Annotated in this window: 5 protein-coding genes and 2 pseudogenes; 1 reads left to right on the top strand and 6 read right to left on the bottom strand. The window is 59.0% G+C overall.

The window, feature by feature from the left end; all coding sequences use genetic code 11:
* Positions 1–429: pseudogene (locus tag ACXRVY_RS15730) on the top strand (ribonucleoside-diphosphate reductase subunit alpha); the annotation flags it as partial.
* Positions 430–700: 271 nt separating this feature from the next.
* On the opposite strand, the gene flgE reads toward ACXRVY_RS15730, so the two are convergent.
* The 6 genes and pseudogenes from flgE to ACXRVY_RS15700 all read right to left on the bottom strand — a co-directional run.
* A complete protein-coding gene (gene flgE / locus ACXRVY_RS15725; protein WP_317851118.1) occupies positions 701–2,032 on the bottom strand; it encodes a flagellar hook protein FlgE in 1,332 nt (443 codons plus the stop codon).
* Between the two features lie 31 nt (positions 2,033–2,063).
* The gene (flgD, locus tag ACXRVY_RS15720) at positions 2,064–2,786 is read right to left on the bottom strand and encodes a flagellar hook assembly protein FlgD (RefSeq protein ID WP_223459765.1); all 723 of its coding nucleotides are present in this window, start codon (positions 2,784–2,786) and stop codon (positions 2,064–2,066) included.
* Positions 2,787–2,801: 15 nt separating this feature from the next.
* A pseudogene (gene flgC, locus ACXRVY_RS15715) lies at positions 2,802–3,245 on the bottom strand (flagellar basal body rod protein FlgC).
* A gap of 3 nt (positions 3,246–3,248) precedes the next feature.
* Complete coding sequence (flgB, locus tag ACXRVY_RS15710; RefSeq protein WP_008051530.1) at positions 3,249–3,656, bottom strand: flagellar basal body rod protein FlgB; 408 nt, start codon at positions 3,654–3,656, stop codon at positions 3,249–3,251.
* Positions 3,657–4,024: 368 nt separating this feature from the next.
* Complete coding sequence (gene cheR, locus ACXRVY_RS15705; protein ID WP_007980127.1) at positions 4,025–4,852, bottom strand: protein-glutamate O-methyltransferase CheR; 828 nt, start codon at positions 4,850–4,852, stop codon at positions 4,025–4,027.
* 12 nt (positions 4,853–4,864) lie between these two features.
* Positions 4,865–5,516 (bottom strand): chemotaxis protein CheV (locus tag ACXRVY_RS15700; protein WP_458237713.1); only part of this gene is annotated, 652 nt, incomplete at its 5' end.

Genomic DNA, 5,516 nt, shown 5'->3' with positions numbered 1-5,516 from the left:
GTCATGATCAACGACCTGAAGTACTACGACGGTTCGGTGCAGCAGATCGAGCGCATCCCGCAAGAACTCAAAGAGCTCTACGCGACCGCCTTCGAAGTGGACACCAAGTGGATCGTCGACGCGGCAAGCCGTCGTCAGAAGTGGATCGACCAGGCTCAGTCGCTGAACCTGTACATCGCTGGCGCTTCGGGCAAGAAGCTGGACGTGACCTACCGCATGGCCTGGTACCGTGGCCTGAAAACCACTTACTACCTCCGTGCCCTGGCCGCGACCAGCACCGAGAAGTCGACCATCAACACCGGCAAGCTGAACGCTGTTTCCAGCGGCGGCAACCACGGTGACGACTCGGTCCTGGCAGCGCCTGCCGGCCCTGCTCCAGTGCCGAAGGCTTGCGCCATCGACGAGCCGGATTGCGAAGCTTGCCAATAAGCTGAGCCGGTAAGCGTCGCAAGGCGCTTACTCGAAACCCCCGATCAGCCTCTGGCGGGTCGGGGGTTTTCTTTTGCCTGTAAGAAATTAGTGGCTGGACTGGCCTCATCGCGAGCAAGCTCGCTCCCACAGTTGATCGTGTTTATCAGGAAAGACTCGGTCCCCTGTGGGAGCGAGCTTGCTCGCGATGAGGCCATCACATCCAACACAAAACCTCAGATCACAAAAAAGCCCCTCTGATGAGGGGCTCCTTGCACAGCACAATCCAGCATCAAGTCATCTGAATGATGGTCTGCATGATGGTGCTCTGGGTGGAGATGGTCTTGGCGTTCGCCTGGTAGTTGCTCTGCGCCTTGATCAGGTCGACCAGTTCGTTGGTCAGATTGACGTTGGACTCTTCCAGGGAGTTCGAAACGATGGAACCCAGAGTTCCGGTTTCCGGTGCATCGTAACCAGGAATGCCCGATGCGTAGGTTTCTTTCCAGCTGGTACCGCCTACCGGTTGCAGGCCTTGCTCGTTGGTAAAGCTGGCCAGGGAGATCTGGCCGATCGGCTTGGTCTGGTTGTTGCTGAAGTTGGCCAGCAACACACCGCTGCCGTCGATGGTCAGGTTGGTGATCTGGCCAGTGGCGTAACCGTTCTGTGCCGGAATCGAACGCGCGGTGTCGGCGTTGAACTGGGTGGTGCTGGCCATGGCGATGGTCAATCCAGCCGGATCGGCTGCGGCGCCGTTGGCTGTCCAGACGCCATTGGTGACACTGCCCGGGGTCCAGTTGGTGATTTTCAGGTCACTGCTGATCACCGAAGTCGGTGGCGTGGTTGGCGGCGTCACCGGCGTGCTGACCGAAGTCAGTTTACCGGTGGAATCGAACGACATGGTCGAAGCAACCGGAGCGGTAACGGTAGGATCACTGCCATCCGGGTTGCGACCATCGATCAGCGTGTAGGTGTCCCAAGTGTTCGCTCCAGTCTTGACCATGTATTGATCCATGGTGTGCTGGTTACCCTGGGTATCGAAGATCGGAGTACTGAACGACTTGGTGAAGGTCTCGGTCTTGGACGGGTCRAACTTGTTCGCCGCAACCGTCTGGTCGATCACCGCCGAGGTGGAGTTCAGGTTGATCGTCGACGACACGGTGCTGGTGGACTTCGGCGCCAGGTTGGAGGTGTCGATTCGCAGGTCGGTCAGCACGCCATTGACGATCTTGCCGTTGGAGTCCACACCGTAACCTTGCAGGCGGGCAGTGCCGTCGCTGTTGGTGACGTAGCCTTCCTTGTCAGTCTTGAATGTACCGGCACGGGTGTAGGTCAGCGAACCGTTGTTGCTCAGGACGAAGAAACCGTTGCCCTGGATACCCATGTCGAGCACGTTGCCGGTGTTGCTCACGTCACCCTGACCGAACTGTTGGGAAACGTTGGCCAGGCGCACGCCGTTGCCGACGGTCTTGCTGCCGGTGCCCAGGCGGGTCGCCGAGTACACGTCTTCGAATTCTGCACGGGACGATTTGAAACCGGTGGTCGCGACGTTGGCGATGTTGTTGCCGGTCACGTCCAGTTGTTTATTGGCTGCATAGAGACCGCTAAGGCCGATATTGAAAGACATCATCCACTCCTTTGTGCCGTGTTAGTCGGCTCTACATACCAATGGTTTGTACTTTGGACAGGGCAACGCTACCCAGCCCGGCCAGATTGAGCATCAACTCACCGCCGGTCTGGCTGATGGTCACGCTGTTGACGGTCGCGGGCAGGTTGGTGATCAACGCGACGGACTGGCCATCGATCGTGCTCGTGGCGCCGAAGGTGTAGGTGCCCGCAGGTACTGTCTCACCCGCATCGTTCTTGCCGTCCCAGATGAAGCTGGCGTTGCCGGCCTTCTGCGAACCGAGGTCGATGGTGCGCACAGTCTTGCCGGTTGAGTCGGTGATCTTCAGGGTGGCGGACGCCACCGAAGACGGCACCACCACCGTACCGCTGAGGCTCTTGGTGGTATCGACCACGGCCTTGTCACCCGGCGCGATGACCGAACGGCCCACCAGCGACGACGCCTGCAAGGCCTGGGACGAGTTGTAGTTGCTGGCCAGGCCGCTCACGGTGCTGTTGAGCGTGGTGATGCCTTCCAGGCTGCTGAATTGCGCCAACTGGGCCACGAACGCGCCGTTGTCCTGGGGCTCCAGCGGGTTCTGGTTTTTCAGCTGGGTCACCAGCAACTGCAGGAACGCATCCTTGCCCAGGGCCTTGTTGCCCGTGGCGCTGCCGGTTGCCGACGCGAGGCCGTCAGTCGTGGTGTTGGTCTTGATCGAGGAGTTGGCCAGGATGTCATTGAGGCTCAAACCACTGGTGGAATCGGTAACACTCATCTGAGTCGCCCCTTATCACTGACCGAGGGTCAGGACCTTCTGCATCATGGTTTTGGCGGTGTTCATCATTTCGGCGTTGGTCTGGAACGAACGGCTCGCGGAAATCATGTCGGCCATTTCTTCAACCACGTTGACGTTCGGGTAGTAGACGTAGCCCTTGGCATCGGCCGCCGGATGGTTCGGCTAGTAGCGCGCCTCGAGGTTGCTCTGGTCTTCGACCACACCCAGCACCTGCACGCCCTGACCTGCGGCATCCTGGCTCTGGAACAGCGAGTCGCTGCCGCCACTCTGGCCGCCCTGGAACATGGTGGCGAACACCGGGTGACGCGCGCGGTAGGTCTGGTCGATGCTCGACGAAACCGTCTCGGCGTTGGCGATGTTCGAAGCGACGGTGTTCAAACGCGTGGTTTGCGCACTCATGCCGCTACCGGCAATGTTGAAAACACTGGATAGAGACATGGCTTACTCTCCGCGCAGGGCTGACACCAGCCCTTTGAATTTGCTGTTGAGCAGGGTGAAGCTGGCCTGGAAGCCGATCGCGTTTTCCGCATAGTTCGACTGTTCCAGCTGAGCGTCCACGGTGTTCTGGTCGATCGACGGTTGCATCGGCGTGCGATACAGCAACGACTCGTCGCCATTGCCCAGGCCTTCAGCTTCGATATGACGGCTATTGGTCATGTTCAAGGCGAAGGTACCGCTTTTGGTTTTCTCGTTTTGCTCAGCGAGCACTTTCGAGAAGTCCAGGTCCCGAGCCTTGTAGTTCGGGGTATCGGCGTTGGCGATGTTGTTGGCCAGGACTTCGGCACGCTGGGCGCGGAAGCCCAGGGCTTGTTCGTGGATACCGAGCGCTTTATCGAAGCTGATGCTCATGTCGGGAAACCTTCGGGTGACCTGATTTTTCGTAGGATCAACTTAGCAAGCCMCATGCCAATTCAAAAAAGCCCGGAAACCGGGGCTTTGCCGGCCATGGCAACGCGGCAATGCCAGAAAAGCGGCAACGGTTTTCCGCCGCATGCCGCTTTTCTGCCGCCTCCTTACCCTTTTCAGAACACCGCCAACCACTGTGGGAGCGAGCTTGCTCGCGATTGCGGTGTGTCAGGTAACGCTGAACTCGACTGTCAGGACGCTATCGCGAGCAAGCTCGCTCCCACAGGGGCCAGCAGCGTTTGCAAGAAATCATCAGGCAAAAAAAAACGGGAGCCCCTGAGGGCTCCCGTTTTTTGACAATACCAACGAAATCACTTCGCCTGGTAAATGATCCCCGGGCTGCACTGGACCATCTGGTAATGATCCGGCAAACCGTTCAGCGCTTCGGAAGCACCGAGGAACAGGTACCCCCCCGGCTTCAACGTGCTGTGGATGCGCAACAGGATGTCCTTCTTCACCTCGGCGGAGAAGTAGATCAGCACGTTGCGGCAGAACACGATGTCGAACTTGCCCAGGCTCGCGTAGCTGTCCAGCAGGTTGAAGGAACGGAATTCCACCCGGCTCTTGATCGGCGCCTTGATCGCCCAGCGTCCCGGCCCTTTCGGGTCGAAATAACGCTGCAGACGCTCAGGCGACAGACCGCGGCCGATGGCCAGGCTGTCGTACTCGCCGGTCTTGCAGTTGTTCAGCATGGTGCCGGACAGGTCGGTGGCAACGATCTGCACACCCATCCTCAACTGGCCCATGTTGACCCGCTCGAACTCGTCGATGGACATCGACAGCGAATACGGTTCCTGGCCCGACGAGCACGCCGCCGACCAGATGCGCAGGCGCTGGCCGGGACTGGCCTTGATCGCTTCGGGCAGTACCTTGTTCTTCAAGACTTCAAACGGGTAGGTGTCACGAAACCACAGGGTTTCGTTGGTGGTCATGGCGTCTACCACCTGCTCGCGCAAACCGCTGCGCGGTTGCGTCTGCATGCGCTGAACCAGCTCACCCAAAGACTTGATGCCTTGCTGTTCCATCAGTTTGTTGAGACGGCTGGAGACCAGGTACTGCTTGTTTTCACCGAGCAAAATGCCACAGGCTTTTTCCAGGAATACCCGGAACTGTTCGAAATCCAAATTACCCGTAGACAATGATGCCGCCTCTTAAATCGTGTTGACCGCCAGGGGCGCGGGCCCCTGGCTGATATCTGCTGCCTTGATCCGGTCGACTACCCGGGATGCCAGGTCATCAGGACGGAACTTGGCCAGGAAGTCATCGGCACCGACCTTCTTGACCATCGCCTGATTGAACACACCCGACAACGAAGTATGCAGGATGATATGAAGCTTTTGCATGCGCGGGTCGTTGCGGATTGCCGCCGTCAGGGTGTACCCGTCCATTTCCGGCATCTCGATGTCGGAGATCATCATCAGGAACTCTTCTTCCGGCTTCTTGCCCTCGTCGACCAGTTTGCGCAGGTAGTCCAGCGCTTGCCGACCGTCGTTCAACGCCACCACTTCGACGCCGACCGTTTGCAGGCAACGCGTGACCTGCTTGCGCGCCACCGACGAGTCGTCGACCGTCAGCACGCGCAACGAAAGCGCCTTGTGCTGGGTTTCGACATCCACCACGCCGACGGAAATCGCTTCCGGCGTCGGTGYCACTTCCGCCAGCACCTTCTCGACATCGATGATTTCGACCAACTGATTGTCGACCCGCGTCACCGCCGTCAGGTAGTGATCGCGACCGGTGCCCTTGGGTGGCGGATGGATCTCCTCCCAGTTCATGTTGACGATGCGTTCCACCGAGCGAACC

Source organism: Pseudomonas sp. P5_A2_2, assembly GCF_054177685.1.
The sequence above is the reverse complement of the archived record's forward strand: the minus strand, read 5'-3'. Positions and strand labels throughout refer to the sequence as shown.

Bases quoted from the DNA above. Each gene is read 5' to 3' on its own strand.
- flgD (WP_223459765.1), bottom strand. From the start codon at position 2,786: ATGAGTGTTACCGATTCCACCAGTGGTTTGAGCCTCAATGACATCCTG.
- flgB (WP_008051530.1), bottom strand. From the start codon at position 3,656: ATGAGCATCAGCTTCGATAAAGCGCTCGGTATCCACGAACAAGCCCTG.